Annotated in this window: 26 protein-coding genes and 2 pseudogenes; 19 read left to right on the top strand and 9 right to left on the bottom strand. The window is 67.0% G+C overall.

The window, feature by feature from the left end:
* Nucleotides 1-373: 373 nt before the first annotated feature.
* The 6 genes from E1B22_RS13620 to E1B22_RS12180 all read left to right on the top strand — a co-directional run bounded on the left by E1B22_RS13620 (nucleotide 374) and on the right by E1B22_RS12180 (nucleotide 5,351).
* Nucleotides 374-1,183, top strand: a complete 810-nt coding sequence (locus E1B22_RS13620; RefSeq protein WP_243123478.1) for a hypothetical protein — start codon at nucleotides 374-376, stop codon at nucleotides 1,181-1,183.
* Nucleotides 1,132-2,223: an IS1634 family transposase gene (locus E1B22_RS13615; protein WP_243123477.1), complete on the top strand. Its 1,092-nt coding sequence runs from the start codon at nucleotides 1,132-1,134 to the stop codon at nucleotides 2,221-2,223. Before E1B22_RS13620 ends, E1B22_RS13615 begins: the two co-directional genes overlap by 52 nt.
* A complete protein-coding gene (locus tag E1B22_RS12200) occupies nucleotides 2,183-2,764 on the top strand; it encodes a transposase (protein WP_135225852.1) in 582 nt (193 codons plus the stop codon). The genes E1B22_RS13615 and E1B22_RS12200 overlap by 41 nt, the downstream gene beginning before the upstream one ends.
* 90 nt (nucleotides 2,765-2,854) lie before the next feature.
* On the top strand, nucleotides 2,855-3,652 hold the full coding sequence (locus tag E1B22_RS12190; RefSeq protein WP_167758934.1) for a transposase: 798 nt from the start codon (nucleotides 2,855-2,857) through the stop codon (nucleotides 3,650-3,652).
* Nucleotides 3,653-3,940: 288 nt separating this feature from the next.
* A complete protein-coding gene (locus E1B22_RS12185; RefSeq protein ID WP_135225849.1) occupies nucleotides 3,941-4,465 on the top strand; it encodes a transposase in 525 nt (174 codons plus the stop codon).
* Nucleotides 4,446-5,351 (top strand): transposase, encoded by a 906-nt coding sequence (locus E1B22_RS12180; RefSeq protein WP_167758933.1) that lies wholly within the window; start codon nucleotides 4,446-4,448, stop codon nucleotides 5,349-5,351. The genes E1B22_RS12185 and E1B22_RS12180 overlap by 20 nt, the downstream gene beginning before the upstream one ends.
* A 195-nt stretch (nucleotides 5,352-5,546) precedes the next feature.
* Here E1B22_RS12180 and E1B22_RS12175 read toward each other — a convergent pair whose 3' ends face one another.
* Nucleotides 5,547-5,732, bottom strand: a complete 186-nt coding sequence (locus tag E1B22_RS12175; protein WP_135225847.1) for a hypothetical protein — start codon at nucleotides 5,730-5,732, stop codon at nucleotides 5,547-5,549.
* A 29-nt stretch (nucleotides 5,733-5,761) separates the two neighbouring features.
* On the opposite strand from E1B22_RS12175, the gene E1B22_RS12170 reads away from it, so the two are divergent.
* From E1B22_RS12170 to E1B22_RS12155, 5 genes and pseudogenes are all read left to right on the top strand, one after another.
* Nucleotides 5,762-5,980, top strand: a complete 219-nt coding sequence (locus tag E1B22_RS12170; RefSeq protein WP_167758932.1) for a transposase — start codon at nucleotides 5,762-5,764, stop codon at nucleotides 5,978-5,980.
* Between the two features lie 17 nt (nucleotides 5,981-5,997).
* Nucleotides 5,998-6,534, top strand: coding sequence for a transposase (locus E1B22_RS12165; protein ID WP_243123891.1), 537 nt, complete (start codon nucleotides 5,998-6,000; stop codon nucleotides 6,532-6,534).
* Complete coding sequence (locus tag E1B22_RS12160) at nucleotides 6,531-6,857, top strand: hypothetical protein (protein WP_135225844.1); 327 nt, start codon at nucleotides 6,531-6,533, stop codon at nucleotides 6,855-6,857. Before E1B22_RS12165 ends, E1B22_RS12160 begins: the two co-directional genes overlap by 4 nt.
* Nucleotides 6,858-6,881: 24 nt before the next feature.
* Nucleotides 6,882-7,046, top strand: a complete 165-nt coding sequence (locus tag E1B22_RS12760) for a hypothetical protein (protein ID WP_167758931.1) — start codon at nucleotides 6,882-6,884, stop codon at nucleotides 7,044-7,046.
* Nucleotides 7,047-7,171: 125 nt separating this feature from the next.
* Nucleotides 7,172-7,423: pseudogene (locus tag E1B22_RS12155) on the top strand (ATP-binding protein); the annotation flags it as partial.
* A gap of 1,495 nt (nucleotides 7,424-8,918) precedes the next feature.
* Here the strand turns inward: E1B22_RS12155 and E1B22_RS12145 are convergent.
* The gene (locus E1B22_RS12145; protein ID WP_135225842.1) at nucleotides 8,919-9,416 is read right to left on the bottom strand and encodes a hypothetical protein; all 498 of its coding nucleotides are present in this window, start codon (nucleotides 9,414-9,416) and stop codon (nucleotides 8,919-8,921) included.
* A complete protein-coding gene (locus tag E1B22_RS12140; protein ID WP_256369290.1) occupies nucleotides 9,413-10,093 on the bottom strand; it encodes an ABC transporter ATP-binding protein in 681 nt (226 codons plus the stop codon). Before E1B22_RS12140 ends, E1B22_RS12145 begins: the two co-directional genes overlap by 4 nt.
* Nucleotides 10,094-11,796: 1,703 nt before the next feature.
* On the opposite strand from E1B22_RS12140, the pseudogene E1B22_RS13610 reads away from it, so the two are divergent.
* The 3 genes and pseudogenes from E1B22_RS13610 to E1B22_RS12130 form a co-directional block, all read left to right on the top strand.
* Nucleotides 11,797-12,378: pseudogene (locus E1B22_RS13610) on the top strand (transposase); the annotation flags it as partial.
* Nucleotides 12,379-12,463: 85 nt separating this feature from the next.
* Entirely contained in the window at nucleotides 12,464-12,778 is a 315-nt protein-coding gene (locus E1B22_RS13605) for a hypothetical protein (protein ID WP_243123897.1), read from the top strand.
* 107 nt (nucleotides 12,779-12,885) lie between these two features.
* Nucleotides 12,886-13,716: a transposase gene (locus E1B22_RS12130; RefSeq protein WP_243123476.1), complete on the top strand. Its 831-nt coding sequence runs from the start codon at nucleotides 12,886-12,888 to the stop codon at nucleotides 13,714-13,716.
* Between the two features lie 83 nt (nucleotides 13,717-13,799).
* Here E1B22_RS12130 and E1B22_RS12125 read toward each other — a convergent pair whose 3' ends face one another.
* The 4 genes from E1B22_RS12125 to fadH form a co-directional block, all read right to left on the bottom strand.
* Nucleotides 13,800-14,006 (bottom strand): hypothetical protein, encoded by a 207-nt coding sequence (locus tag E1B22_RS12125; RefSeq protein ID WP_135224079.1) that lies wholly within the window; start codon nucleotides 14,004-14,006, stop codon nucleotides 13,800-13,802.
* A gap of 32 nt (nucleotides 14,007-14,038) precedes the next feature.
* Nucleotides 14,039-16,732 carry a LutB/LldF family L-lactate oxidation iron-sulfur protein gene (locus E1B22_RS12120; RefSeq protein WP_135224078.1) on the bottom strand — a complete coding sequence of 898 codons (2,694 nt, stop codon included), beginning with the start codon at nucleotides 16,730-16,732 and terminating at the stop codon, nucleotides 14,039-14,041.
* A 427-nt stretch (nucleotides 16,733-17,159) separates the two neighbouring features.
* Entirely contained in the window at nucleotides 17,160-17,912 is a 753-nt protein-coding gene (locus E1B22_RS12115) for a (Fe-S)-binding protein (RefSeq protein ID WP_135224077.1), read from the bottom strand.
* 3 nt (nucleotides 17,913-17,915) lie between these two features.
* Complete coding sequence (fadH, locus tag E1B22_RS12110) at nucleotides 17,916-18,710, bottom strand: 2,4-dienoyl-CoA reductase (RefSeq protein WP_207669882.1); 795 nt, start codon at nucleotides 18,708-18,710, stop codon at nucleotides 17,916-17,918.
* Nucleotides 18,711-18,910: 200 nt separating this feature from the next.
* Here fadH and E1B22_RS12105 point away from each other — a divergent pair, with 200 nt between their 5' ends.
* Nucleotides 18,911-19,159 carry a hypothetical protein gene (locus E1B22_RS12105; RefSeq protein ID WP_135224075.1) on the top strand — a complete coding sequence of 83 codons (249 nt, stop codon included), beginning with the start codon at nucleotides 18,911-18,913 and terminating at the stop codon, nucleotides 19,157-19,159.
* A gap of 165 nt (nucleotides 19,160-19,324) precedes the next feature.
* Here E1B22_RS12105 and E1B22_RS12100 read toward each other — a convergent pair whose 3' ends face one another.
* Together E1B22_RS12100 and serS are read right to left on the bottom strand one after the other, a co-directional pair.
* Nucleotides 19,325-20,725 (bottom strand): NUDIX hydrolase, encoded by a 1,401-nt coding sequence (locus tag E1B22_RS12100; RefSeq protein ID WP_135224074.1) that lies wholly within the window; start codon nucleotides 20,723-20,725, stop codon nucleotides 19,325-19,327.
* A gap of 205 nt (nucleotides 20,726-20,930) precedes the next feature.
* Nucleotides 20,931-22,211: a serine--tRNA ligase gene (gene serS, locus E1B22_RS12095; RefSeq protein ID WP_135224073.1), complete on the bottom strand. Its 1,281-nt coding sequence runs from the start codon at nucleotides 22,209-22,211 to the stop codon at nucleotides 20,931-20,933.
* 527 nt (nucleotides 22,212-22,738) lie between these two features.
* On the opposite strand from serS, the gene E1B22_RS12090 reads away from it, so the two are divergent.
* From E1B22_RS12090 to E1B22_RS12075, 4 genes are all read left to right on the top strand, one after another.
* On the top strand, nucleotides 22,739-23,254 hold the full coding sequence (locus E1B22_RS12090) for a DUF1572 family protein (RefSeq protein WP_135224072.1): 516 nt from the start codon (nucleotides 22,739-22,741) through the stop codon (nucleotides 23,252-23,254).
* 190 nt (nucleotides 23,255-23,444) lie between these two features.
* Nucleotides 23,445-24,059 (top strand): hypothetical protein, encoded by a 615-nt coding sequence (locus tag E1B22_RS12085; RefSeq protein ID WP_243123474.1) that lies wholly within the window; start codon nucleotides 23,445-23,447, stop codon nucleotides 24,057-24,059.
* Between the two features lie 308 nt (nucleotides 24,060-24,367).
* Nucleotides 24,368-25,012: an RNA polymerase sigma factor gene (locus E1B22_RS12755; RefSeq protein WP_167758930.1), complete on the top strand. Its 645-nt coding sequence runs from the start codon at nucleotides 24,368-24,370 to the stop codon at nucleotides 25,010-25,012.
* A 77-nt stretch (nucleotides 25,013-25,089) separates the two neighbouring features.
* Entirely contained in the window at nucleotides 25,090-26,784 is a 1,695-nt protein-coding gene (locus E1B22_RS12075) for a hypothetical protein (RefSeq protein ID WP_135225840.1), read from the top strand.
* Nucleotides 26,785-26,897 lie beyond the last annotated feature (113 nt).

Here is a 26,897-nt window from a genome sequence, read left to right as displayed (position 1 = left end):
GGGGAGCCGCTTTTCCACCACTTGCCGGGACACGGCCTGGTCCGCAGGCAGCATGCGTTCAAAGAGCAGCTCATCGAAGAAGTTCGCTGTCGATCCAACCTTCCCAGCATGGTGCATCGGCCCCGGTTCGGTATCGTCTCCCTAGGGTTTTTCGCTTTGCGTCCTGCCAGTCCTTGCCGAAAAAGCAAAGGAGTTTTTTCAGAGCCCTCCTCCAGGCTCGGGTTTGACAGTTGACGGCCCTTCTCGGTGCCACGCCGCCCCAGGAACCCGCATGAATCAAGGGGTTTCCATGGGGCGGCGGTTCTTTGGGGTCAAAAGTGTAGTGCCACGTGTATTCGTGAAACACTTGTATGGTAAGCACGAGCATGCTATGATGGTTGTGCCATGTTTCCGCCAGAAGACCTTCAAGAACAAAGACGGCTCCACCCGCACCTACCTCCAACTCGTCGAGAGCGTGCGCCAGGGCGGCCGCGTCCGCCAGCGGGTGGTCGCCACCCTGGGCCGGCTGGAGGACCTTCAGGACGGCCGCCTCGATGCCCTCATCGAGAACCTAGCCCGCTTCTCCCAGAACACCTGGCGTCGGCTGGAGGAACAAGCCGAGCGCTTGAACGTCCGCTGGTCCAAGCAGTGGGGACCGGCGCTGATCTTCGAACGGCTGTGGCGCGAAGCTGAACTGGACAAGGCCTTCGCGGCCCTGCTGGAGGATCGCCAGCTGGCCTTCGACGTGGCCGAGGCCGTCTTCACCATGGTGCTCAACCGCCTCACCGACCCCTGCTCCAAACGCGGACTCGTCCGGCAGTGGCTGCAGGGCGTCTACCGGCCCCAGGCCGAGCAGCTGGAGCTGCATCACTACTACCGGGCGCTGGACGTCCTGGCCGAGCATAAGGAAGCCCTCGAAGACCGCCTCTTCGCCCGGGCCCGCGACCTGTTCTGGACCGAGGTCGACGTGGTGATGTGGGATGCCACATCCACCTACTTCGAAGGCCGCGGGCCGGAGGGCTTGGCCGCCTACGGCTATTCCCGCGACAAGCGCCCGGACCGCCCCCAGCTGGTGGTCGGCGTGCTCATGACCCGGGACGGCTACCCCATTGCTCACGAGGTTTCCCGGGCGACACCGCCGACAAGGCCACGGTGGAGACCGTCCTTGACGCGCTCAAGAGGCGTTTCCACCTACGCCGGGTGATCTTCGTCGCCGACCGGGGCATGGTCAGCCGCCGGATCCTGCACGCCATCGAGGAAGCCGGCATGGAGTACATCGTCGTCATGCCCTTGCGGCGCCACCGCGAGGCCGAGGCCGTGCTGAGCCAGCCAGGGCGCTACCGCGTGATCGACGAGCAGCTCCGCATCAAGCAGGTGATCCACCAGGGCCAGCGCTACATCCTCTGCCACAATCCCCTCCAGGCCGAGCACGACCGCCACGCCCGGGAGGCGGTCCTCGCGCACCTGAAGCAGCGGATCGAGCGCGGCCAAGCCAAGGATCTCCTGCGGAACCGCCTCGTGGCCCGTTACCTCAAGGCCCTGCCCCAGGGTGCGTTGGTGGTTGACGCGGACGCTGTGAAACGGGCCGCCCGCTACGATGGGAAGTACCTGCTGCGGACCAACACCGACCTCGACCCGGAGGCCGTGGTGCGGGCGTACAAGGACCTCTGGCGGGTCGAGCGCGCCTTCCGCACCCTCAAGTCCGCCTTGGACCTGCGGCCCATGTTCCACTGGACGGAGCGGCGAGTCCGGGGGCACGTCATGGTCTGCTTCCTGGCGCTGGTCCTGGAGAGCCTCTTGTTGCGCAAGCTCCGCCAGCAGAACCCCGATGTGGGCTACGAGGACGTGCTCCACGATCTCTCCCAGCTGCACGCCGTGGCCGTGGAGCTGGACGGCGAGGCCTACCTCACCCGCACCGAGCTGGTCGGGCAGGCCTACGAGGCCTTCAAGGCCGTGGGCCTGCGCCCCCCGCTCGGGTGCAGCCGCTGCCACGTCCCGAGACGACCCCCGCCGGGTAGTGTAGTGGTACGTAGTCCCCGTGTGCCCAAGAAAGCCTTCTGTCTTAAGGGTTCTCAAGGATCACGGTGTCAAAGTCGAGTCAAGGAGGGCTCTGAAAAACTCCTTTGCTTTTTCGGCAAGGACTGGCAGGACGCAAAGCGAAAAACCCCTATGGAGACGATACCGAAACCGGGGCCGGTGCACCATGTTGGGACGGTTGGATCAGCAGCGGAACTTCTTCGATGAGATCCTCTTCAACCACATGCTGCCGGCGGACCATCCCCTCCTGGACATCGACCGGGCTGTCGATTTCTCGTTCGTGGAGGAAGAGACGGCCGATCGGTACAGCGCCGATCAAGGCCGGCCTTCGTATCCGCCGGAGCAGCTGGTGCGCATCCTCTTCCTGGCGGTGTGGGCCAACCTGTCGGACGTGCAGGTCTGCCAGCAGCTGCGCTACAACGTCCTCTATCGCTACTTCTGCCGCCTTGGCTGGGAGGACGCGATTCCCGACGACACGACGCTGGTGCGGTTTCGGCAGCGGTTGGGGGAGGCGCGGTGGCAGCGGCTGCTGCACCGGCTGGTGGAGCAGGCACGAGCGAAGGGGTGCCTGAAAGGCCGCTGGCTGGTGATGGACTCCAGCCCGGTGGTGGCCCATGCGGCCGCCCGCACACGGGTGCAGCTTTTGCGGGAGGGCGGGCAGGCTGCTGCAAGCCGTCCGGCAGGCGGCGCCGCCGGTGGCGAAGGAACTGGAGGCGCTGGCCGAGCCGGTGCCGGACGCGACCTATGAAGATCAGGATCAGCTGCTGCAGGCGGAACAGGAACGGACGGAAGCCTTGCTGGCGCGATCACGTCGCGGCAAGCCGCGAAGGCACCGGCGGTGCGACGCGTACGGAAGCAAGTGGAGCGGGTGCTGAAGGACGAACGGGTGGCGAGCTACGCGGACCCGGAGGCGCGTTGGGGACACCAGCGCCGGGAGAAGCCTTTTTTCGGCTACAAGATGCATCTGGCGACGGATGAGACCGGCTTTGTGCTGGCGGCGACGGTGACGGCGGGGAACGCGAGCGACCTCGAAGGGGCGCCGGCGCTGGTGGAACAAGCGCGCGTCCAGGGGCTCCGGCCACGGCGGCTGGTGGCGGACAAGGCGTATGACGCCACGAGGTTGAGGGAGGATCTCGTTCGGCAAGGCATCCGTCCGTACATCCCCCAGCGGACGCAAAGGCAAAGGCTGCCCAAGCAAGGGTTCACGTACGACAAGCGCCGCCGGCAGTGGATCTGTCCCGAGGGCCACCGCTCCATCGGCCAGAGCCCGCACCAGCGCGGGGGGTGGCTGGTGTACTTTTCCGAGCGAGCCTGCCGCGGCTGCCCCCGGGCGGGGCGTTGCCTGAGCCGGAGCCAGACGCGGAAGGTGCTGTACTGGCATCCGGGTACGGAAGCGAACCGGCCGCGGGGGCTGAAACGGGCCTTGCGGGTGCGAACGGTCATTGAGCGCACCTTTGGGGAGGCCAAGCAGTGGCACGGCCTCGGGCGAAGCCGTTACCGGGGACGGGAACGGACGGCGATTCAGGTGCTGCTCACCTGCCTGGTGCTCAACGCCAAGAAGATGGCTCGGCGATTGCAAGACGCACGTGGTAGTGGACATGGGAAGAGGCGGGCCATGGAGTGGGCGGCCGCTTGAACGGGTCCGTAGCAAGCCGGGCCACCTTGCAGCGCCGATCACCCGTAGTGCCACGTATCCCATCCAATCGTTGGCAACCCCCTTCGGCCCCATGGGTTGAGCTTTCCGCCGGTTTTTCAGAACTCTCGTCAAGAGGGCTCTGAAAAACTCCTTTGCTTTTTCGGCAAGGACTGGCAGGACGCAAAGCGAAAAACCCCTATGGAGACGATACCGAAACCGGGGCCGGTGCACCATGTTGGGACGGTTGGATCAGCAGCGGAACTTCTTCGATGAGATCCTCTTCAACACATGCTGCCGGCGGACCATCCCCTCCTGGACATCGACCGGGCTGTCGATTTCTCGTTCGTGGAGGAAGAGACGGCCGATCGGTACAGCGCCGATCAAGGCCGGCCTTCGTATCCGCCGGAGCAGCTGGTGCGCATCCTCTTCCTGGCGGTGTGGGCCAACCTGTCGGACGTGCAGGTCTGCCAGCAGCTGCGCTACAACGTCCTCTATCGCTACTTCTGCCGCCTTGGCTGGGAGGACGCGATTCCCGACGACACGACGCTGGTGCGGTTTCGGCAGCGGTTGGGGGAGGCGCGGTGGCAGCGGCTGCTGCACCGGCTGGTGGAGCAGGCACGAGCGAAGGGGTGCCTGAAAGGCCGCTGGCTGGTGATGGACTCCAGCCCGGTGGTGGCCCATGCGGCCGCCCGCACACGGGTGCAGCTTTTGCGGGGAGGGCGGCAGCGGCTGCTGCAAGCCGTCCGGCAGGCGGCGCCGCCGGTGGCGAAGGAACTGGGCGCTGGCCGAGCCGGTGCCGGACGCGACCTATGAAGATCAGGATCAGCTGCTGCAGGCGGAACAGGAACGGACGGAAGCCTTGCTGGCGGCGATCACGTCGCGGCAAGCCGCGAAGGCACCGGCGGTGCGACGCGTACGGAAGCAAGTGGAGCGGGTGCTGAAGGACGAACGGGTGGCGAGCTACGCGGACCCGGAGGCGCGTTGGGGACACCAGCGCCGGGAGAAGCCTTTTTTCGGCTACAAGATGCATCTGGCGACGGATGAGACCGGCTTTGTGCTGGCGGCGACGGTGACGGCGGGGAACGCGAGCGACCTCGAAGGGGCGCCGGCGCTGGTGGAACAAGCGCGCGTCCAGGGGCTCCGGCCACGGCGGCTGGTGGCGGACAAGGCGTATGACGCCACGAGGTTGAGGGAGGATCTCGTTCGGCAAGGCATCCGTCCGTACATCCCCCAGCGGACGCAAAGGCAAAGGCTGCCCAAGCAAGGGTTCACGTACGACAAGCGCCGCCGGCAGTGGATCTGTCCCGAGGGCCACCGCTCCATCGGCCAGAGCCCGCACCAGCGGGGGTGGCTGGTGTACTTTTCCGAGCGAGCCTGCCGCGGCTGCCCCCGGGCGGGGCGTTGCCTGAGCCGGAGCCAGACGCGGAAGGTGCTGTACTGGCATCCGGGTACGGAAGCGAACCGGCCGCGGGGGCTGAAACGGGCCTTGCGGGTGCGAACGGTCATGAGCGCACCTTTGGGGAGGCCAAGCAGTGGCACGGCCTCGGGCGAAGCCGTTACCGGGGACGGGAAACGGACGGCGATTCAGGTGCTGCTCACCTGCCTGGTGCTCAACGCCAAGAAGATGGCTCGGCGATTGCAAGACGCACGTGGTAGTGGACATGGGAAGAGGCGGGCCATGGAGTGGGCGGCCGCTTGAACGGGTCCGTAGCAAGCCGGGCCACCTTGCAGCGCCGATCACCCGTAGTGCCACGTATCCCATCCAATCGTTGGCAACCCCCTTCGGCCCATGGGTTGAGCTTTCCGCCGGTTTTTCAGAACTCTCGTCAAGAGGGCTCTGAAAAACTCCTTTGCTTTTTCGGCAAGGACTGGCAGGACGCAAAGCGAAAAACCCCTATGGAGACGATACCGAAACCGGGGCCGGTGCACCATGTTGGGACGGTTGGATCAGCAGCGGAACTTCTTCGATGAGATCCTCTTCAACCACATGCTGCCGGCGGACCATCCCCTCCTGGACATCGACCGGGCTGTCGATTTCTCGTTCGTGGAGGAAGAGACGGCGATTGTACAGCGCGATCAAGGCCGGCCTTCGTATCCGCGGAGCAGCTGGTGCGCATCCTCTTCTGGCGGTGTGGGCCAACCTGTCGGACGTGCAGGTCTGCCAGCAGCTGCGCTCAACGTCTCTATCGCTACTTCTGCCGCCTTGGCTGGGAGGACGCGATTCCCGACGACACGACGCTGGTGCGGTTTCGGCAGCGGTTGGGGGAGGCGCGGTGGCAGCGGCTGCTGCACCGGCTGGTGGAGCAGGCACGAGCGAAGGGTGCCTGAAAGGCCGCTGGCTGGTGATGGACTCCAGCCCGGTGGTGGCCCATGCGGCCGCCCGCACACGGGTGCAGCTTTTGCGGGAGGGGCGGCAGCGGCTGCTGCAAGCCGTCCGGCAGGCGGCGCCGCCGGTGGCGAAGGAACTGGAGGCGCTGGCCGAGCCGGTGCCGGACGCGACCTATGAAGATCAGGATCAGCTGCTGCAGGCGGAACAGGAACGGACGGAAGCCTTGCTGGCGGCGATCACGTCGCGGCAAGCCGCGAAGGCACCGGCGGTGCGACGCGTACGGAAGCAAGTGGAGCGGGTGCTGAAGGACGAACGGGTGGCGAGCTACGCGGACCCGGAGGCGCGTTGGGGACACCAGCGCCGGGAGAAGCCTTTTTTCGGCTACAAGATGCATCTGGCGACGGATGAGACCGGCTTTGTGCTGGCGGCGACGGTGACGGCGGGGAACGCGAGCGACCTCGAAGGGGCGCCGGCGCTGGTGGAACAAGCGCGCGTCCAGGGGCTCCGGCCACGGCGGCTGGTGGCGGACAGGCGTATGACGCCACGAGGTTGAGGGAGGATCTCGTTCGGCAAGGCATCCGTCCGTACATCCCCCAGCGGACGCAAAGGCAAAGGCTGCCCAAGCAAGGGTTCACGTACGACAAGCGCCGCCGGCAGTGGATCTGTCCCGAGGGCCACCGCTCCATCGGCCAGAGCCCGCACCAGCGCGGGGGGTGGCTGGTGTACTTTTCCGAGCGAGCCTGCCGCGGCTGCCCCCGGGCGGGGCGTTGCCTGAGCCGGAGCCAGACGCGGAAGGTGCTGTACTGGCATCCGGGTACGGAAGCGAACCGGCCGCGGGGGCTGAAACGGGCCTTGCGGGTGCGAAACGGTCATTGAGCGCACCTTTGGGGAGGCCAAGCAGTGGCACGGCCTCGGGCGAAGCCGTTACGGGGACGGGAACGGACGGCGATTCAGGTGCTGCTCACCTGCCTGGTGCTCAACGCCAAGAAGATGGCTCGGCGATTGCAAGACGCACGTGGTAGTGGACATGGGAAGAGGCGGGCCATGGAGTGGGCGGCCGCTTGAACGGGTCCGTAGCAAGCCGGGCCACCTTGCAGCGCCGATCACCCGTAGTGCCACGTATCCCATCCAATCGTTGGCAACCCCCTTCGGCCCATGGGTTGAGCTTTCCGCCGGTTTTTCAGAACTCTCGCCTGATCTCGGCCCGTTATGAACGGGGCAGCATCATCTTGACCAGTAACAAGGGCTTTGCCGAGTGGGGCGAAGTGTTGGGTGATTCGGTGATCGCCACCGCCATCCTCGACCGGTTGCTTCACCACAGCCACGTCATCAACATCCGGGGCGAGAGCTACCGGCTTCGGGAGAAGAAGCAGGCAGGACTGTTCGGCGGGACCCCACCCCGAAGGGAGGTGATGCACAGGACGGCTCTGCGGAGTAAGTGACCCAAAGGGGTGGGTCAGTTTCCAACCGGCGCCAAGTGGGTCACTTCTAGGTCGGCGTTGACAGCATTCAACAAAATGTGCATTTGATGAAACAACTATTTAGCCGCTGAGGGGCCCTTCCTTCCGGGCCGATCCATTCCCCCTACCCGTGGAAGGCAGTCCGCATGCCGGATCGGTCCCCCGGCGCTCGGCCGGCCCCCGCCCGGCTGGGCCGTGACTCTGGGCACAAGCGACACGGGGGGCCTTGAGGAGGTAGAACCAGGCGGTCGGAACAGGCGACTGTGCTGAATCTCACATTAACCCTAGGGTTACAGGTCGCATTTTCGGAGTCGACTGTAACCCAGGCCTACACTGCTTCCAATCCACACAACGCTAAGCAAGATCAGGCCGATCCAGTCCGCCTGTGTCAGCCCGTCCATGCTGGCATTGAGACGGGCACCGACTAGTGGCCGCCCATACCTCACGATAGCGGGCAGTCGGGTACCAAGGACCGTCAACGTGTACGCCGCGAAAGGGTCACGACAGTGGGAATGCCTGGCCGATCCCAGTAGACGGACAGACATGCCCGTACACCCGTAACCCACCAAACCGCGGCCAGGACATTCGCCCCTATCCATGCACCCAGGGCAAGCCCCGCGTGGCTCTCCAATCCAGCGTTACTGATCCCTGCCGGTACCGAGGGAGAAGTCGCAGAGACAACAATGCCGGCGACGACCCACCTTATCAGAAATACCGCACCCACGAACAGCGCACCCACCAGGAAATGTGCCAACAACCTTCCGAACCAGAAGACACAACGATTACCCGTTCGCACCAAGGCCATCCGCATCCATGCTCTCGCTAACGCTGAAAAAGGCTCCCCAGCACCAACGAGAAAACTTGCTGGCATCATCAGCCACCCGATCACCACAATCATTGGCGCATTCTGACCAGGTCCGGCCAACGAGAGTGCCGCAAGCCGCCAAGGTATTTCGATGACGTCCATACCCAAAGCTGACAGGTCACTGTAAATGCCGGCCACGGCTACAACAACATTCACGGCAAGCACGCCAAGCCACGTCCGTCTCCGGCTAAGCACAAGGCACTCCACCCAAACTGCACGCCAGAAAGACGCACTCAACACCGCCCACCTTGCCCTTCCTTCAGAAGTCCTGTCGCACAACACGCACATACCCGAGGACAGCCGCCAGTAACCACAAGCCCATGAAGAACAGCAACGACGTACCAATCGTGAAAAATCCTGGCACCCTATTACTAATCTCCGCATGGGCACCCAACGCCAAATGCAGTGTTGGTGCCCACACCGCAGCCCACGGCCACGCCAGCCACACCCCATACGACGTCCCAGCCATAACAACGCCGCAGATCCACGCAATCACAGGCTGCCGTGCCCAGAACGCAATAACCGCCACAACTGTACCAAGACTTATCAACCCCACGCTCATTAATCCCAACATTTCCAGCATTATCAATCCTGGTGGTATGTCTAACTGGTCTACCGCAAGACCCCAGGATACGTCCACTCTGACACATGTACGAGAGTACTCCACGACACTTCCACTGTTGCTGCGACAGCACTGGTAATAAGGACTATAATGACTAAGATGCTGAGATACATCAACACGGCAAGCGCTATACCACCAAGCTTGCCCACCCACCATACCAACCGATACTTATATCGACTCCAGCTTAGATAGCCCCAGCCATGCCAGTCTCGTGTAATCGCGTCAGCAACTAGCGCAAAAAAGCCCACCGGCAATAGAACCATGGCCTTGAATGGATCATTGAAGACCGCAAGCATCAGATCCCACTGGTTCGCCTCTCCAATCCCCCATTTGCTGTTAACAAAGTCGAACACAACCAGCACGCTTACGACCAATGCACCGGCCGGCATCAACCGCCAGCGCTTATCGGACGCTAGCACCACACTATTGTGGTCAATTGCACGCCACACGGTACGCCCCGCAGCTAAAGCCCACTCCAGCGACCTCACTTCAGACCCCCATCCGCTAGCCGGCCATCCACTAGTCTTAGAGTCCGCGATGCGATTGCCGCCACCTCATGCAGTTCGTGCGAAGTCAAGAGAATTGCCACACCGTACTCGCGCCTTTGGCGAAGCATCTCTAAGAACTCCTCTGTAAATTCTGGATCAAGCCCGTTCGTTGGTTCATCCAACAACAAGATCTTTGGCTCTTCCATAATGGCCTGGGCGATGCCGAGACGTTGCCGCATGCCCATTGAATAAGCCCTGACCGGCCGGCGGTCGCGCGGATCTAGCCCCACTGCGCGCATGGCGGCTTCAATGGCCGCCTCGCCCACCCGTCCGCGTAATGTCGCCAGTAAGCGTAAGTTGTCCCTTCCCGACAAGTACGGTAAGAACCCCGGCGCCTCTATCATGAGTCCAACTTCCGGAAGCGGCCCAAGCAGACCCGCCTTAATCACCTGGCCACCTGTGACCACTTCGCCCTCATCAGCGTATGCCAAGCCGCTAACGATCCGCAACAACAACGATTTGCCTGACCCATTAGGCCCGATAATAGCAACAATCTCCCCATACGACACCTCAAGGTTTACACCTTTTAAGATCGGTCGTCCCTCAATTGCCTTATGTACCTCAGTGAGCCGAATAGCTACGCCTTGTCCCCCATTCTTAGTCAATGATATCCCCACCCTTTGTATGCAAGAACCCGAAATACGTACCGGCTATCGTGATGGCAATTACAGCGCACCACAGCATAGGGATAGCCCAGTCCGGCAATCGCGGTTCGCCAATTTGGACAAACGGCCCTGACAATACCAAAGGCGAATAGTGCCAGCCCCCAATGAATGGCTGTCCCAAAATAAAACTCAACGCCATACAAATAAGCCACGGTGCTGCGAGTACTAGATAAATGTTTTCCGTCCAAATTGATAGGAGTAGCGAAAGGTTTGCCCACGCGAGGGGTGGCAGCACTAGGATTAGGACCAGGATTGTAAGGTATACTATAGGATTGGTGAAGAATAGATCATGAAGGTAAGTCGGAAACGGTTCGACAACAGCATAAGTGGCCCTTGGATCATAAATCGTGAGCTGCCCGTCGACTTCACGCCAGGGTGGTAGTTGACTTGGCAACCATGCGAAGGCCACAGCAAGCGACACGCACAATGCTGACAATACAATGATAGCCGTATACAGGTTTACGGCCAACAATTTCCCCGTAATGTAGCGCCTGCGACCCACACGCGATACCATAAGTCGTATCATGCCGGTACGCCGGTCCCAGGCAAGGGTATCACCCAGAATGAGTGGGCCGATTAGAGCCACGACACCCGGCCACAGAGACACGGGGCCGCCTCCAATGGCCACAAGAAAGGCGACGTATGCACTTAGCGTATCCATCGGGCTGAAGTAGCGTCCGCTTTGGTGGTCTAGATAGCCCGCCAGAAGGGACACGACTATTAGAGCTACAGCGAGTGCAGTTTGCCAGCGTTTTAGTACACGAATCCATTCCGACCGGAGTAGCAACTGGCGTACCCCCAAAGTCTTCGGTTGTGAAAGCGAGACGGAGTAGCACAACGGTGGCGACACAAAGGGTCGCCACCCTTGTGCCTGTCTACGGCGCTAACTATGCGTCACGGATGCCACCGACCAGTGACTGAAACATTCACCGGGACCCACCACTCGGTGGTGAATCCCAACCGGATCGATTGACCTGCAGACACGTTACTAACGAAGACGTTGTCCCGTCCGGGATACAGTGGCTGGTCTCCAGTAATGGCCTGTCCGGCATAGTTAGCAACATAGGCCCACACGTCACCAGCATAGCCTCCACCAACGCTATCAGTATGGTTTATCTGTTGGCCCCCCGAAGCAGGCCGGGCTGCGTTGTATGTGTCGCCAGCGAGTTTAGGTACCACAACGCTATAATACACGTCGTTACCGTGGGCAAGGGCCGTAGCGCCTAAAAGAGCTACAAGGAGCGCTGCGAGTGCGATGATGCCCCAGCTCGTCGCTGCGTTACGCACTCGCAACCCCTCCCTATACATGGTCGAGTCCCTCAGGCGAGTGGTAGCATGTTTCATTCGGACGTAAACCGCCGCTTTGCCTTGTTTCGGTAGGTACCCACTGCCTTGCGTAGCTATCCAGGGGAGATTTGTTATGTGCCTTCCCCGTTCGTAGCTATGTCCAATGCCTCGTGATTGCACCGCAGTTCATTCGTCACGCGTCTCCCCCGGTTTGCGTACCACCCCCCTGCGGTGTCCTGGAACGCTCCAGCATGTTTTGGCCGCGGCCATGGTCAAAAGCGGCTTAATACCCTTACGGGCTTGGGCCAATTCCCGCAGTTCTGGAGCGGACACGCGCCCCCTCACGTGGGTTTGACCGGGGAAGGCAAATGGGCCTAACCCCAGGACTCAGGGGAGTTCTCCGCGTGTACGACTTGCTTTCGTCGTACGCCGGTAAGGTCCTGCTGGCCAACCCCCTGGAGCTGAAGCGCTTGGGAGCAGGCCGGCACATGGATCGCGGGGATGCCGAACGGCTGGCCAAGATGCTGGCCCTGGGGATGGTGCCGGCCGTGTGGGTGCCACCGCGGGAGGTCCGCGACGTCCGGTGCCTTTTGCAATACCGGGACCGGTTGGTCCGGAACCGGCGGCGGTACCTGACCCAGGCCAAGTCCGTGTTCCAGCGACACGGGCTCCCCGTTCCCCGGAAGGTGGACCCCCGGCAGTGGCTGGATCGGGACGAGGTAAACCGGCTGCCGCAGGCGGAACGCGTCATCCTCCTCAGCGCCCTTCGACAGTTGGAGACCGTGGAGATCGAAATTCAGGCCATTGAAGCGGAGATCGCGCGACAGGTGGCCGACCAGCCGGCCGTTCAGCTCTTGCTGACGATCACGGGGGTGGGGCTCCTCACCGCGGCCACCATCTGGGCGTACCTGGGGGATCCTCTCCGCTTCCGAACGGCGAAGCAAGTGACGCGGTACGCTGGCCTGAACGCGTCCGTCCACCAGTCCGGCGAGCAGGACCACCGGGGACGGAATCAGCCGGAATGGATGCAAGCTTTTGCGCACCGCCCTCGTCGAGGCCGCTCTCGCGGTGGCGCGTCACGATCAGGGCCCCTTGGGGGCGTTCTTCCACCGGAAGCAGCGGCAAATCGGGCATCACAAGGCCGTCGTGGCCTTGGCCCGCAAGCTCCTCATCGTCGCCTGGCGCATGCTCCTTACGGGCCAGCCCTACCGGGCGGCCAAGCCGTTGCTCGTGCAGCGGAAGCAACGCCGCCTGCTGAATGTAGCGCAGGCTGCTGTTGATTGGGATGCGGTGACCAAGGCCCTTTGGCCTGAGGACATCAAGACCCACCGTCGGCGAAAAGTCGCTTGATCGCTGGGGGCTTGACTTCGAACACAGGTGACCACCGTGACAACCTAATTGTTGACCACCCCGGCATCGGATTCAGAGGTTACGGCCCCGGGCGCCGTGGGGATGAGTTGCCGGAGGAACTGCGCTCCCGCCAGAGCCGGCTGGAGCGGCTGAAGGCATGCAAGCGGCGGCTGGAGGACGAGGCGGCCCGGGAAGCGGCCCGGCAGCAGGCCCGCATCGAGGAGCGGAAGGCGCAGGAGCAGGCGACCGGCAAGAAGCGGCGGGGGCGCAAGCCGAAGGCGCCGGATGCCTCGGTGGATCCGGCGGCGAAGGCGAACGTCACGGACCCGGACAGCCGGATCATGAAGACCCGGCAGGGCTTTGGGCAAGGGTACAACGCCCAGGCGGTGGTCACGGAGGACCAACTCATCGTGGCCGCGGCGGTGACGCAGGACGCCAACGACGTGGGCCAACTGCACCCGATGCTCCAGCAGGCGCAAGCCAACCTGCGGGCTGCGGGCGTCAACAAGCCCATCCGCGCCGTGGTGGCCGACGCGGGGTACTGGAGCGAGGCGAACGTGAAGCAGGCGCCGGCCGAGGGGCCGGAGCTGTTCCTGGCGACGAGCAAGGAGTGGAAGCATCGTCAGGCGGTGAAGGATGCACCCCCTCCGCGAGGCCGGATCCCCAAGGGGCTGAGCCTGCGGGAGCGGATGGAACGCAAGCTGCGGACCCGGCGAGGGCAGGCGATCTACGCCAAGCGCAGCCAGACCGTGGAGCCGGTGTTCGGGCAGATCAAGACCGTGCGAGGCGCCGACCGGTTCCTCCGTCGGGGTCTGGCGGCGTGTGACAGCGAGTGGAAGCTGCTCTGCCTGACCCACAACTTGCTGAAGCTCTGGCGGAGGGTCAGGGAGCGATCCGCCACCTTGCCCTTTGGATGTACGGAGGCGGGCTTGGCGTAGAAGGGTCACGATCGGGCCGCCGGCCTACACAGTCCTGACCGTCAGCCCATGTGACATGAGCGAATCGACCCGGTACGTTCCCACTAGGCCCGATCTCTCAGGGTCGGTGCAACAGGCTCTTGTGGCACCGTGATCAGAAATCCCGCCAGTCCGGCCACCACACCGGAAGCATCAGACTGGCTCAGGTACCACAGCGTTGCCACCAGGTAGACGCTGTCGCCAGCATTGGTGATCAAGCGGCCCAAAAACAATAGCAAGAAGGCCTTATTCGTCAACAACTCCCGGTACAACTTTCGTCATCCTTACCGTCATGCACAAGAGATCATTGCGTTCCGTAGATCACGGCGTGGACGTGTCGCGGCCCGTGGACCCCCACCACCGGGTGCAGCTCGATGTCCGACGACTTGCTGGGACCTGTGATGAAGGTGACGTTCTGGGGGGCGGTGGTGGGGTCGGCGACTCCGTATCGATCGATAAGGCCGGCGATGGCCTCGGCCAGAGTGGGCACCATGACGGCCGCGGGCACCAGGATCAGCAGGTGTTCAGGGAGCAGGCTCACCGCCCGGCCCCGGCCCGGACCGTGCACCACCGCCACGGTGCCGCTGGCGGCGACGGCGAAGTGGGCCACCACGATGCCCAGATTCGCCGTGGCCGCCGCCTCACGCAGGCTCAACGGAGCATGCCGCGGCCGGTCTTCCCGCCAACGGGCGATCTGGCAGCCGGCTTCTTCCAGGGCGTGAAGCACGCCTTCCAGGACCGGCCCGGCGCCCTCCGGCAGGTCCGGGGCGGCGGGGTCCCAGGCCACCACCCGGCGCAGGCTGCGGGACCGGACGAATGCGGCACAGGCGGCCGCGCAGGCCGCCGCAACGGCTTCGGGCGTTCCGCCGTGGACGCGGGTCCAAGTGCCGTGGACAGCCTCCAACTCCCGGCCAAAGCGCTCGGGCCAGCCGGAGGGGTCGGGGCCCGGGTGGTCCGCCCGCGGCAAGCCGGCGGTGGGACCGGACGCCACCACGGGGAAGGGGGTGGAGGCAGGTGCAGCGGGCGCCAGGCACCGAGCCATCGCCCGGCCCGGGGTCCGGGGCTCGGACCCGGCCTCGGATCCCTTCCCGGATCCGTTCTCAGGCCGGGACCCGTCGTCGAACCGGGCTCCGGAGCGGGGGTGCGACGGCGCCTCGGCCGTACCTTGGGACCGGGTCGTCGGCGCGGGCTGCGGCTGGATCGCAGCTGCGTCCCTGGCCGGTGGGCCGGCTTCGGCGGAGGCGGGCGTGAGGGATGGACCGCGGTTGCCCCCGGGCTCGGCGTCCTGGGACCCTGCGGGGCCGGGATCCACCTCCCGGGCTAGGGCGGCCCAGCGAGCATGGAAGGGCCGGGAGGCGACGGCCGGGAAGTCGCGGGAGGCCGTCCAGGCACCCAGGGGGCCCGGCTCGCCGCGGAGGACGGCCCCGACCATTAGCCCGGCCGCCGGTTCGTCCCTGGTGTGGGATTCCGCATCGAGCCACGGCACCTGCACCCACGCGGCCAACCGGGCCGCCAGCCGGTACCGCCGCGGGTCAGAAAAGACCCACCGCCACAGGCGGAAGGCCCATCGCTCCGCGTGGTCGTGGAGGCCCTTCGTGCCCGCCGCTGTGGCGTCGTCGTTGCCGGTGGGCGCCTGACCGGACCGCCCCCGGTTCACCACCTCTTCCCGCAGGTCGACCAGAAGATCGTGCAGGGGGATCATCACCGGGCAGGCCTCGTGGCAGGCGCCGCAGAGGCTGGAGGCATAGGGCAGGTCGTCCCAGCCGTCCAGGCCGCCCAGCAGCGGCGTGATCACCGCCCCGATCGGCCCGCTGTAGACGCCCCCGTAGGGATGGCCCCCGATCTGCCGGTACACGGGGCAGGCGTTCAGGCAGGCGCCGCAGCGGATGCAGTGCAGGGCCTCCTGGAAGCGGGTGCCCAGCAGGTTCGACCGCCCGTTGTCGACGATGACCAGGTGGAACTCCTCGGGTCCGTCGGCCTCGCCGGGACGCCGCGGCCCGCCCACGAAGGTGGTGTAGACGGTGATCTTCTGGCCGGTGGCGCTGCGGGCCAGGACCTCCAGGAGCACGGCCAGGTCGGCCCAGGTGGGCACGACCCGCTCCATGCCCATGACGGCGATGTGGATCCGGGGCAGGGAGGTGACCATGCGGCCGTTGCCCTCGTTGGTCACCAGCACAACGGTGCCCGACTCCGCCACCAGGAAGTTGACCCCGGAGATGCCGACGTCGGCGCGGAGGAACTTCTGGCGCAGCTGCTGGCGGGCGAAGGCGGCCAGGGCGACGGCGTCGTCGGGGAGGGGGCGGCCCGCCTCGCGGCTGAAGATCTCCCGGATCTGCTGCTGGGACAGGTGCACGGCCGGCGCCACGATGTGGGAGGGCCGGTGACCGGCCAGCTGGATGATGTACTCCCCCAGGTCGGTCTCCACCACCTCGATGCCCGCCGCCTCCAGGTGGGGGTTCAGATGGATCTCTTCCGTCACCATCGATTTCGACTTGACGACCCGGCGGGCGCCGGCCCGGTGGATGATACCCAGGATCGCCTCTACCGCCTCACCCGCCGTCGCCGCCCGGTGGACGTGGCCGCCCCGGGCCTGGACCGCGGCGATGGCCTGGTCCAGGTACCGGTCGAGCTGGGCGATGGTGCGGGCGCGGATGGTCCGGGCCCGCTCCCGCCACTTGAGGGGATCGCCCAACTGGGCCAGCGCCTGCTCGCGGCCGTAGTGCTGGCGGTAGGTGGCGCGGGGGACGGCGACGCGGAGGAAGTCGTCCCGCAGGGCCGCGGCGGCTCGCTGGTGGAAGGGCTCGGCGGGGGGACGGTGGGAGAGGCTGGCGGGTTGCGTGGTGCTGCTCAGGGCGGGGCCATGGCTGGGGCCGTGGGCGGGGCTTGGGGTGGCGCCGGCCGGGCCGCCGGAACTGCCGGGCGTGTTTCCGAGGCTGCCAGCCATGCTGCGAGTCGGCGCCGTTCCCGCCTGATGGTGATCGAATGGTGCGCTGTGCATGGCCGGTTCCTCCCCTCGGTGCGTCACTGTTGCGTTGCGGTACGCCGGTCAAGGGTGAACCTGGCGGACGAACCCGGCGGGCACGGGCCAGGGCCGGGGCCAGCGAACCCGCGGCCGTGGGGCCGTTGCGGGGACCCTGGGTGGGGACCCTGGGGCTGCACCGAGGAAGCCCCCGACCGCCTGGCGTCGCCCCAGGTTGCTCCGGCCCGGCCGCCGGGCCCCACGATAGCCGGCGTCCGTCACCACCGGCTGTTTCCGTGGCAGTGACGCCGCGACAGTCACACCGCGGTGCTCACCCTGCCGAACCACGATGGTATACGGGCTACCGCCCAACGGTCCCGTGGCGGCGGCAGGCCCTCCACCTGCAGCCGGCATCGCCGGGCAGGGGCGATACCGGGCCCGGGCCCCCGGGCCACGCTGGCTTCCCCTACGCCGTCCACCGGGCCGGCCTCGTCACCTCGTCCAGGAGCTGGGCCAGGTGCAGCACCCGCACCGGCCGGCCGAGGCGCCGCAGCCGCCCGCCGATGTGCATGAGGCACCCCACGTCGCAGCCCACCAGCAGTTGCGCCCTTGTCTCCTCGATGGCCTGGACCTTGGCGTCAACCATGGCCGTCGAGAGCTCCGCCATCTTCACGGCGAAGGTGCCGCCGAAGCCGCAGCACTCGCCGGGGTGGGGCAGGTCCACCAGCTCAAGCCCCTCCACCGCCCGCAGGAGCGCCAGGGGTTCCTCCACGAGGCCCAGCCCGCGGGCCATGTGGCAGGACCGGTGGAAGGTGGCGACGGCGGGGTAACGAGCGCCGAGGTCCGTCCGGCCCAGGACGTGGACGATGAACTCCGACAGCTCATAGACCCGCTCGGCGAAGGCCGCGGCCCGGGTGGCCCACTCCGAATCGCCGGCAAACAGGCGCGGGTAGTGGTGGCGGATCATTGCGGCGCAGGAACCCGACGGAGTGACCACCGGCACGTCCGGTGCCTCCCGCTCGAAGACCTCGATCAGGTTGCGGGCCACGTCCCGGGCCTCGGCGGTGTAGCCCGTATTGTAGGCCGGTTGGCCGCAGCAGGTCTGCCCGGCGGGGAAGGTGACCTCGACGCCCAGCCGGCGCAGCAGCCGGACGGTGCTCTCGCCCACCTCGGGGAAGAACAGGTCGCACAAGCAGGTGATGAACAGGGCGGCGCGCACGGTTCATCGCCTCTGGCCCTTGAACACGCCCCGCCCCAGCCACTGCCCGCCGTCGATGGTCAGCACCTCGCCGGTGATGAACCCGGCGTAGTCGGACACCAGGTAGGCTGCGGCATGGGCGATCTCTTCGGGCCGGCCCATGCGGCCCAGGGGGATGGAGCGCAGCACCGCCTGGCGGGCCTCTTCCGTGGGCCAGAGCTGGGGTGCGGCACCCGTGCCGTCGACGGGCCCGGGGGCGATGCAGTTGACCCGGATCCCCTTGGGCGCCCACTCCACGGCCAGGGTGCGGGTCATGGCCAGAACCCCGGCCTTGGCCGCCGCCGAGTGGACCGTGCCGGGCCCGCCCGTCCAGGCGTAGGTGGCGATGATGTTCAAGATGTTGCCGCCCCGGCCCTGGGCGATCCAGTGCCGGGCGACGGCCCGGGTGCAGTAGAAGGTCCCGTGCAGCACGATGTTGACGACGGCGTTCCAGCCGTTGACGGAGAGCTCCTCGGCAGGGCACACGAAGTTGCCGGCGGCGTTGTTGACCAGGATGTCGATCCGGCCAAAGCGGTCCAGGGCGGCCTGGACCATCCGGTCGACCTGCTCCGGGTCGCGGACGTCGGTGGGGACGGTCAGGGCCTCGCCGCCCCGCTCGGCGATCTCGGCAGCGGCCTTCTCCAGGTTCTCGGGCTTGCGGCTGGCGAGCACCACCCGCGCCCCCAGACGGGTGAACTCCAGGGCCATGGCCTTGCCGAGGCCGGTTCCTCCCCCGGTGATGATGGCGACGCGGTCCTGTAGCGTGCCTGGCGGCAGCACGCCGGTTCCCCTCCCCTGACGCAGGTTCTTAACAGACATTCCCTTTCGGGAGGCCGGATGCCTGCTGGGCGCCGGGCCGCAAGATCCCGTCGCCCACGGGCGTAGTAGAGAGTAAGGGGCCCTTACGGGGGAGGCACCTCATCCGCCTGGGCCTCGACCTGGGTCCGGCTCGGGACGGTGCGACCCTCCGGACGGTCAGCGTGCAGGGGCTCGTTCTACCGGCAGGGGCTGGCGCGGGTGGGAAGGGCGGCGAGGCGGCCGGTGAGAGCCTGGATGGCGGCTTCGCAGCGAACGCCATCGGCGGGACGTACGATGGCCAGAACCGGCTGGTGGAAGTATGGCTCGACTTTCCCCGTCCGCTCCCCCGGGGTGGAGAGGTGGTTGTGCGGCTGACGAACCCGACAACGGTGGTGGAGGGTCCCTGGACCGTTTCCATTCCCCTGCGCTAGTCCCCCGCGCGAGCCGGGTGAGCGGGCGGCGCGGCTGCGGCGCCCCGGCCGCAGCGCCCGGGCTGGCCCCCTTGCCGGTGCCGGCTGACTTGTCTGTCGATTCGGCCGCCGGAGACGATGGCGCGGCCCCATAGATCTGGGAAGGATACCTATATGGACAGGAGCCTATGGGAAGAACAAGGCCCGGGCCTGTCGTACGGCCGCCTGCATCCGCTCCCGGTCCCCCGCCGAGTACACCGACGCGAACTGCTCGGGGGTCAGAAAGAGCCGCAGCCAGTGATCCGGTGACGGTACGAAGGGCAGGACCTGTTCCACCATGGCCGCCATCAGCACGATATAGGTCGGCTCGGAGTAGTAGTTCGAGCGAAGAGCGCCCAGGTACTCCACCTTGCTCAGGGTCACCCTGGCTTCCTCCAGGGCTTCCCGCCGGGCCGTTTCCTCCAGGCTGCGGTCGCCCCGCTGAACGTGGCCGCCGGGGATGTCAAAGCCCCGGGATTGCAGGGTGACCGCGACCTTTCCCTCCCGGGTGAAAGCGATGACCCCCACGCTGGTGACCTGCTCGAAGGGGGGTATGAACTCTTTCGGCAGGGGAGTCAGGGTGACCCGGTGGCGGCTGGCCGGCAGCAGGTCGGTGCGCCGCCGGTCCTGCGCCGAACGGGCCCGGTCACCGGCGTTCCCGGCACCGGTCGGGTGGGGCGCGTTCCCCAAGGCGTCTTCCTTATCGTGGGTCTTATCGTGATCGTGGGTCTTATCGTGGGTCACGCCACGTATCACGGGTGCATGGGCTGGACGGTCAGGGCGACGTACGAGGAGGATACCCTGTTGCCCGTCGGCGATGACCCGCACGGTCCGGCCCACCAGCGCCTGGGCCGGAAGCCAGGCGACGGACATGTAGCCGAAGCGGTCCCTGGGGACCCCCGGGGGAGGCAGCCGGTCATGCCGCGGGGCGAGATGGAAGCCGTCCTCCGCATCGAGCACCACGACCGGCCGGCCCTGACGCAACAGGGCAGCCAGTCGCCCGTTCTCCCACAGGGGCCGGCGCCCGGTGAGCAGGATCGCGGCGGGATGGCCGCTCCGATGGGGGTCCCGCCCGCCGGTGGCCGGTTCGTCCGGGTGGCCATGCCAATCATCGACGCAGGCCACGACACCCTCGCAGTCGAAGGCACCCCACACGAACCGCGTCTCGCTCCACTTCGCATACCATGCCGCTCCCCGGGGCCACCGTTCTTCCAGGGTCCAGGGGGCCGGGCGCGGCGTGGCCCGCTCGGTGCAGCGCCTGACGGTCAACTGGTGGTTGTCGAACTCCAGCTCGGCCAGAACGGACCGGGACCCCAGGGACGGGTACCTCGTCCGGTACCAGCTCCGGAGATCCCCGACCAGCTTGTCCAGGTCCAGCAGGTTCTCGATGTACGAAGCATTGCGGTCCCAGCGCGTGGTCTCCCGGTAGCGCACGGCACCGTCCGAGACCTCCAGATAGTAAACCTCGCGGCCCCAGTGGACCTCGAGGGCGATGGTCTCGGCGGTCACCGCGGCGACCAGGGTTGTCCTGCCCGTGGAGTGGTCCATGGATTGGCGTGCTCCTCTCCCGCCGCGGCGGGTCACCGGTCCGGACCCACCGGCAGCCCACCGGCGCCTGCGGATGCCTTCCGTTCGGGGTGGCGGGTGCCGGGCGGGGCGCTGGGCGTCTCTGCAAGAGATTCCCTGCCGCGGCGCCGCCGCCTGCCGCCCTCCCCCGGGACTGCCCTCGGCTGCCGTTGCGCTGCCGTGACACTTACGCAATCCGGGGGGCCAGCGCCTCCAAGCCGCCCATGTAGGGCCGGAGTGCCTCCGGGATGCGGACGCTGCCGTCTTCCCGCTGGTGGATCTCCAGGAGCGGGATCAGGATCCGGGGCGACGCGACGGCGGTATTGTTCAGGGTGTAGGCGTACCGGACCCGCCCGTTCCTGTCCCGGTAGCGGATGCGAGCGCGGCGCGCCTGGAAGTCGTGGAAGCTGGAACACGAATGGGTTTCTCCGTACCGGCCGCGGCTGGGCATCCAGGTCTCGATGTCGTGTTTCAAGACCTGTCCCTGTCCCATCTCGCCCGTACAGACTTGCACGACCCGGTAGGGTAGTTCGAGGGCCTGCAGGATGTCCTCGGCATTTTTCAGGAGTTCCTCGTGGTAGCGGCGGGAGGCGTCGGGATCGGCCTCGCAGATGATCACCTGCTCCACCTTGAAGAACTGGTGGACCCGGTAAAGGCCGTGGACGTCGCGGCCCGCGCTGCCGACCTCGCGTCGAAAGCACGGGGAGAGTGCGCAGTAGCGCCGGGGCAATTCGTTCTCCTCGAGGGTCTCATCCATGTGGTAAGCCACCAGCGGGACTTCGGCGGTGCCGACCAGGTTCAGCTCGTCCCGCTCGAGCCGGTACACCTCCTCGCGTCCCAGCGGGAAGTACCCCGTGGCCGTCATGGCCTCGTCCCGGACCAGCACCGGTGGTGCCAGCAACGTATAGCCCCGCCGAAGCAACAGGTCGACGGCGAATCGGAGGACGGCCCATTCGAGGAGGGCCCCCTCGTTCTTCAGGAAATAGGCGCGGGAACCCGCCATTTTCACCGCCCGCTCCGTCTCGATGATCCCCAGCAGCTGCCCGAGTTCCATGTGGTCGCGTGGCGGGAAGGGAAACGAGGGCGGCTGGCCCCACCGGCGGACCTCGACGTTGTCTTCGTCGGATGAACCTACCGGGGACGAGGGCGCAGGCGGGTTTGGCAGGCACAGCAGGAGGTGCTGGAGCCGGTTCTGGACGTCCCGCAGCTCGGGTTCCAGCTGTGCCAACCGCTCCTTGAGCACGGTCGCGCGGGTGAGGGCCGCGTGACGCTCCTCCGGGGGCAGGCTACCGATCCTCTTGGATAGGGCATTGCGCTCCGCCCGCAGGCGCTCGACGACGGCGAGGAGCTCGCGCCGGCGCCGGTCCAGGGTGACCGCCAGGTCTACCGTTTCAGGGTCGAAGCCCTTGAGTCGGGCCGCTTCGCGGATGCGCTCGGGATCCTTGCGAAGCAGTTCCGGATCGATCACGATCGTCTCCCCCTTCGGCACTGCAAAAAAGAGACTCCCGCCCTTCCGGGCGGGAGTCGTCCCGCGGTGCCACCGGACTTGACGCCGTGACGGCGCCCCCTCGTGCCGCGTATCGGGCGGCAGCCGGCCGCCTTCCCACCAGGCATGTGCACGCGACGGCGCGCGAACTGCATCCGTGGCTCGGCGGCGGGCTCCCGGGCGGATTCCCCAGGCGCGGCCTACCGGCTTCCACCGTCCCGGCTCGCTGGGAGGCGCGCTTCCCGGGTACTCTTCCCGTTCATCGCCTTCGGAAATCGGAGATGGCCAGACCCCGTTGTCTGTCACGACGTTAACAAGGATCCAGCGAGCGGGTCAACGGACCGAGGGCTCTAACAATAGGAACCAAGAAGAAGGGGGGCCGGGAGGCGCAGGAACCGCCCGGCACGATGTGCAACGAACTCTATACGCGCGCCCTCGTTCGGAGCCCGGCGCCACGCCGCCGGCCGGCAGGCGAGGTGCGTGATCCCCAGCCCAGGGAGGGAAGGCCCGTGCATGACCTGGTGGACGGCCCGGGGGTGGCGGAGGTCTACCTCGAGGCCGTCAAGAGCCGGTTCCGCTACATCAAGGACCTCGCGGAGCGGGCGCTGGCGCAGGTGGACGACGACGCCCTCGCCTGGTCCCCCGGCGGGGAGTCCAACAGCATCACGGTGCTCATCAAGCACTTGAGCGGCAACATGGTCTCCCGGTGGACCGACTTTTTGACCTCGGACGGCGAGAAGCCCGATCGCGACCGGGATGCCGAGTTCGTCGAGGAGCGGCTGCCCCGGCAGGAGCTGATGGAGCGCTGGGAGAGGGGGTGGCGGGCGCTCTTTGCGACGCTGGATGCCCTGAGGCCGGACGACCTGCTGCGGACCGTGTTCATCCGCGGCGAGCCGCACACGGTGATCGACGCCATCGAGCGCCAGCTGTTCCACACCTCCTATCACGTGGGCCAGATCGTCTACCTGGCCAAGGCCAGGGCTGGCGAGCGGTGGCAGAGTCTCACCATACCTCGAAGGCGATGATCGGAAGCGACTGTCCCTGCCCGTTCTTTCGGCCAGGGCCATTGCCTGACCCGTGCCCCCGGACCCCCGCACGGCTGCCCCGGTAAGCGGAGGGAGATGACTGCAGACTAGGCTACAGGGAATGGATTCACGCCGCACCGTGACCGTACGTGTGCCGTGTCTCGGGCGGCCCGTCGGGGGGGGAGAGGGGGTGGTTCTCCTGCTGCTCGCCGGTCTTGCCGGGGTGTTGGGGGTGGTTGGGATCCGGCGATCGCTGGTCGACCGGGTGCAGGGCCATGGCCTGACCCGTCACCTGCTACGATTTCCGTGGTTCCACCGGGATACGGGCGCTGGCGGGTTCTTGCTGGCATCGAACCTGTTGCTGTTCGGCGCGGCGCTGGCGTTGCTGTCGGGCGTGGTTCGGCTACGGATTCCGTATTGGCACCGGCTCGTCATGGTCGGTGCGGTCGTTACCAGTGTGTACCTTTGGCTATGCACAGCCGCCGCCTGCGGGGTGAGGGGCCGCGACAGCGTTCGGGTGGCACTCCTGGGCAGCAGCCCGTATTTGTTTCTGGCGGCCGCCTTTTCCTACCGGCTCGCGGATCTCAAGCCGGCGTACCCGGGAGACGACCTTGTCATGGCTACCGTGGGCCTGATCAACTGCGGTGCTGGTGACCGCCGTCGCTTTAGCCACCTGCCTCCTGATCGTGGGTTTTTCGGGGCGCGCACTCGGCTGGCCTTACGGGTGGCAGGCGCACGGCCGGTCCCGCCCCGCCCCGTCCCATGCCACCGACCGGATCCTTCCCTCGCAAGAAGACTCCGGTGACCACCGTAGTAACGGGTGAAGGGTACTCTGCGAGGAGGCGACGGGCCATCTCCCATCGGCCGGCGGGGGGCTCGACCCCACCACCATTCCGCATTCGATCCAAGGCACCGCAAAGCGTCATGGCGTCATCTGAAGGCGTCACGGAGTCACCGGAAGGCGTCACGCACGCGCAGGACCCCACCGCATGTCCGGACGGTGCCGGCCCAACCCCGGTGGCCCCGACCCCTGCGGCCACCGTCCCGGCGGGCCTGACCGACGACTTTCCACCGGACCTGGTCGACCGGATTCGCCGGGGAGACCCGGACGCCGTGGCGGAGATGGTGCGGCGTCTTGGGGAATCCGTGCTGTACCTGGCCCGGCTCATCCTCGGGCCCGCGGGCACCGACGCCGACGCCGAAGAAGTCGCGGCGGACGCCCTGGTGGCCGCCTGGCAGCGGGCGGCCGAGTTCGACCCGGCGCGCGGCCGGTTCAGGACCTGGGTCTTCATGCTACTCAAGTACGCGGCCCTGGACCGGCGCAGGCAGCTCAAACGCGAGCTGCGCCGTCGCAGCGGGTGGCTGCACAGGGCCGGGGCCGGCCCGGGAAGGCGTCCCGGTCCCGCGTCGCACGCTGGCGGCCCGGCTTGGTCCAGCCTTGACGAAGGCTTGCCTTCGGGCGGCCACGCCCTGGTCTCACCGGCGGACCCCGCCGAGCTGGTGGCGGCGCGGGACGAGGCGGTGCGGCTGCGCATGGCCCTGGAGTCCCTGTCCCCGGCGGAACGGGACCTGCTGATCCGCCGGTACTGGATGGAAGAACCCATCGAACGGATGGCGCGGGAGGCAGGCATCTCGCGGAACGCCATGGACAGCCGGCTCTGGCGAGCGCGCCAGGCCCTACGGAAGGCGCTGGTCGAACGGGCGCCAGCGGCCGGCAGGCGGCCGGCATCCGCCGATAGGAAAGGAGATCCCACATGACGCGGCAGCGAATGGGACGCAGCGGGGACCGGCACGGGGGAAGAGGGGGGCGGCACGTACAACGGAGCCATCCCGGTGTGAAGCTGCTGCGCCTGGCGCGGGACCGGCGAGGACCCGACTCCACGGGCGATGGAGAGTCGGTGCGCGTGACTCCCCGCTGGACCGCTGAGGAAGCCGCGTTCCTGCAAGAGCTGGGCATTCCCCCTAGCCGCCTGGAAGCGGTAGGGGATCTGCTCCTCGAACGCGTGGCGGCCTCCGCGCCTGCGGCGCCGGCAGGGAGCCTGGAGCGGCTGCAGGAGCGTGTCGCCGCCCGGGTGGCCATGGGCGCGGAGTCCAAGGACGGCCTGGCCAAACAGGGCGCCGGCTCACGTCGGTCCTTCCGGGACCGGCCTGTGGCTCAGGGTGCTCTCGCCAGCTCCCGCCCATGGCTCGTGGCCGCAGCGGTCCTGGCCGCGGCGGGCCTGCTGGTCTGGACGAACCCGGCCGTGGTCCAGGCCGCGTTGGAGCACATTGCCCGGTGGCTGCCGGGGGCCGGGTTCGTCCGCGAGGAAGGGGCCAAGGTCCGGGCGCTGCGGGAGCCTGTCACGGTGCCGCTGGCTTGGCTCGGCCCCGGCCCGGACCGCCTGACCGTCGAGTCGGTGGTGGCGCTACCGGAGCTGACCGAGGTCCGGATCCGGATGGGTGGCGACGGCGCCAGCGGAACCCGGGGCGGCACCAACCGGGAGGGGGAGGGGGAGCGGGACGGGAGCGATGAGCTCATGCACGGATGGGCCCTGCAGCTGCCCGATGGAACGGTCCTCACGCCCAAGGTGGTGTCGTGGGGGCCGGACGACCCCCTGTACCTGTGGTTCCCTCCCCTCCCGACGGGGATCGCAGAGGTGACGCTGGCCCACGAGCCGGACCTGCGGCTTCCCCTGGTCCTCGTGGATGGCGCTCGTGCCGGCAGGGCGGCCATGGATCCGGATGCCTGGTCCAGCGCCCGGGCGGGGCTGCAGCTCGGCGTTCCCCACCTGGTCGGGGGACGGGACGAGGTGGTCCTCCATCTAGAGGTGCGGCCAGCGGCCGGTTCCGGCGCATCGCGGCCGGACGGTGCCGGCGCCGTCCCGGACGCGAGCCAGGGGCCGGGTGAAGCCGGCGACTCCGGGCAAACAGCCTCCTGGCACTTGGTCGGGGTGGAGGACCTGCGCCTTGCGGGCCCGCTGGGTACCCGGCTGGAGCTTGCCGACGTGCAGGTGCCCCACGGCTGGGTTGACGCCCCCACCTTCCAGCTGGTGGCACGCTTCCGCGGGGTCCTTCCGTCCTGGGTCCGATCGCTGCACCTGTCGGCCTCCCGCATCCGCGTGCTCGAGCCGGGGGCTGGGGTGATGCGGATCCCCCTGGACGAACTGGCGCCCGGCAGCACCCGGCGTGTCGACCGGCGCGTCCGGGTGGGCCGGTGGACCGTTGCGGTCAAGGAAGTAGCTCGGCCCGACCGGGCGCGGATCGTGTTGAACCTGGACCTGGGGCCGGCGCAGGACGGGAGGGTGCTCGAGCGCGTATCCGTCACAGCGAGCGTCATCCCTGAAGGTGTGGCGGAAGTCTCCCCCGGAGCGGAGGCGGGCTGGATACCGGACGGCGTGGCCACCGAACACGACCCCCACACCGGCCAGTTGGACCGAGTGCACTTGACCTATCCAGTCCTTCTTCCCCGGGACGGGGTCCTCGTGGTCCGTTTCGCCACCCCGCAGTCAGTGGTGGACGGCCCGTGGTCGGTGGAGATCCCCTTGCGGTGACGGCCCTGCCGGGCCGAGGCACCCCGCCACTGGGACGAACCGGCGGCGGGGTGCCAGGCTGGGCGAGGGAAGAGGGGCCCGGGCAGATCCGGCGCCAGGATCGGGTACGGGTC

It is taken from the genome of Thermaerobacter sp. FW80 (genome assembly GCF_004634385.1).
GTDB lineage: Bacteria > Bacillota > Sulfobacillia > Thermaerobacterales > Thermaerobacteraceae > Thermaerobacter > Thermaerobacter composti.
Note: the sequence above shows the minus strand (reverse complement) of the source record. Positions and strands in the feature narration are given on the sequence as shown.

Bases quoted from the DNA above. Each gene is read 5' to 3' on its own strand.
- E1B22_RS13620 (WP_243123478.1), top strand. From the start codon at position 374: ATGGTTGTGCCATGTTTCCGCCAGAAGACCTTCAAGAACAAAGACGGC.
- E1B22_RS12120 (WP_135224078.1), bottom strand. From the start codon at position 16,732: ATGCACAGCGCACCATTCGATCACCATCAGGCGGGAACGGCGCCGACT.
- E1B22_RS12100 (WP_135224074.1), bottom strand. From the start codon at position 20,725: ATGGACCACTCCACGGGCAGGACAACCCTGGTCGCCGCGGTGACCGCC.
- E1B22_RS12200 (WP_135225852.1), top strand. From the start codon at position 2,183: ATGTTGGGACGGTTGGATCAGCAGCGGAACTTCTTCGATGAGATCCTC.
- E1B22_RS12165 (WP_243123891.1), top strand. From the start codon at position 5,998: ATGGACTCCAGCCCGGTGGTGGCCCATGCGGCCGCCCGCACACGGGTG.
- E1B22_RS12185 (WP_135225849.1), top strand. From the start codon at position 3,941: ATGCTGCCGGCGGACCATCCCCTCCTGGACATCGACCGGGCTGTCGAT.